This window comes from Streptomyces sp. W16, from assembly GCF_033194735.1.
GTDB lineage: Bacteria > Actinomycetota > Actinomycetes > Streptomycetales > Streptomycetaceae > Streptomyces.
Genome location: NZ_JAWOAI010001002.1, coordinates 1 through 1,722 on the forward strand (window position 1 = coordinate 1; position 1,722 = coordinate 1,722).

Annotated in this window: 2 protein-coding genes; both read left to right on the forward strand. The window is 72.1% G+C overall.

The annotated features are described in order from the left end of the window. A partial coding sequence (locus R6V09_RS52435; RefSeq protein ID WP_317888448.1) for a diaminopimelate decarboxylase occupies positions 1–1,075 on the forward strand: 1,075 nt, incomplete at its 5' end. Between the two features lie 182 nt (positions 1,076–1,257). After that, positions 1,258–1,656, forward strand: a complete 399-nt coding sequence (locus tag R6V09_RS52440) for a hypothetical protein (protein WP_317888449.1) — start codon at positions 1,258–1,260, stop codon at positions 1,654–1,656. Positions 1,657–1,722: the final 66 nt, after the last annotated feature.

Below are 1,722 nucleotides of genomic sequence, written 5' to 3' on the forward strand. Positions count from 1 at the left end.
CGCACGGGCGGCCGGTGTCCGGCCGGAGCGGACCGTGCTCGACGCGCCCGCGAAGACGCCGGCGGAGCTGCGGGAGGCGCTGGCGCTGGGCATCGCGGTGAACATCGACAATCCGCAGGAGCTGGAGCGGATCGACGGGCTGATGCGGTCGGCGACGAGTCGTTCGCCGCTCGGGATCCGGGTCAATCCGCAGATCGGGGGCGGGTCGATCGCGGCACTCTCCACCGCGACGGCGACCTCCAAGTTCGGGGTGGCGCTGCGGGACGAGGGGGCGCGCGAGTGGGTGGTGCGGGCGTTCGCCGAGCGGCCGTGGCTGACCCGGCTGCACGCGCACACCGGGTCGCAGGGCATCCCGCTGGAGCTGCTGGCGCGCGGCGTCGCGGAGACGTACCAGCTGGCGGAGGAGATCAACGCGCGGCTCGGGCGGCGGCAGATCGACACGCTCGACATCGGCGGCGGGCTGGGGGTCAACTTCGGCTCGGACGCGACGAGTCCGACGTACGCGCAGTACGCGTGGCTGCTGAGGGAGACGGTGCCGGGTCTGTTCGACGGACGGTACGGGCTGGTGACCGAGTTCGGGCGGTCGATGCTGGCCAAGCAGGGGACGGTGGTGGCCCGGGTCGAGTACGCGAAGAGTGCCGGCGGGCGGCCGATCGCGGTCACGCACGCGGGTGTGCAGGTGGCGACGCGGACGGTCTACGCGCCGCAGTCGTGGCCGCTGCGGATCGCCGCCTACGACGGGAAGGGGCGGCCCAAGTCGGGGCCCGAGGTGGTGCAGGACGTCGCCGGTCCGGCCTGCTTCGCGGGTGATCTGCTGGCCGAGGGGCAGGCGCTGCCCTTGCTGGAGCAGGGTGACCACGCGGCGGCGCTGGACACCGGGGCGTACTACTTCGCGGCCCACTACGCCTACAACTCCCTTGCCAGGCCCGGTATTTACGGCTTCGTCCCGGACGGTTCGGGGGGTGTGACGTTCGCGACCGTGCGGAAGCCGCAGACGGTGGCGGAGATCGTGGCCGAATCCGGAGGGGCGCACACCGCCGCGCTCACCACCCTGCGCGCACCCGGGCGCCGTTGACGCACACCGGCGGGCGCGCGGTTCAACTGGCTCACGCAACTCGTGTGAAAACGGAGTCAGTTGACCCACCTTAGTCACTCGGGGCATGTCCCACTGGAAAATGCCAGATCCCTCACCCCTCGGCCACACGGTGCGTAGCTTCGTCGTCACTCAGCCGAACCGCAGGCGGGAGGGGAGCCACGGTGCCCGGAATCGACGAGTGCTTACTGGAGGCCATGCGACTGCCCGGTGCCCGGGGCGCCGCGCTGGTCGACTGGACCAGCGGGCTGGCCCTGGGCGTCGTGGGAGAGTCGCCCGGGGGTGACCAGGAGGCCAGCGCGGCCGAGGCCGCGGAGCTGGCGCGGCTGGCGGCCGAGCACCGGGCGTTCGCGTCCGAGGGGAAGGACGGAGAAGAGGCCGACGATCCTCCGCTGGAGGATCTGATCGTCAGCAACCGGGACAGCTATCACGTGCTGCGGTTCGTGCGGACGTCGTTCGACAGCAGTGTGTTCCTGCATCTGTGGCTGGCCCGCACGGAGGGCAATCTCGCGCTGGCCCGGATCCGGCTCGGCGAGATGGCCGGACGGCTGGTGCTGGGATGACCGCGGTCAGGACCACGCCGACCACCCCGCCGCCGCGGCTGCTCGTGCGGGACAAGACCGCCGCCG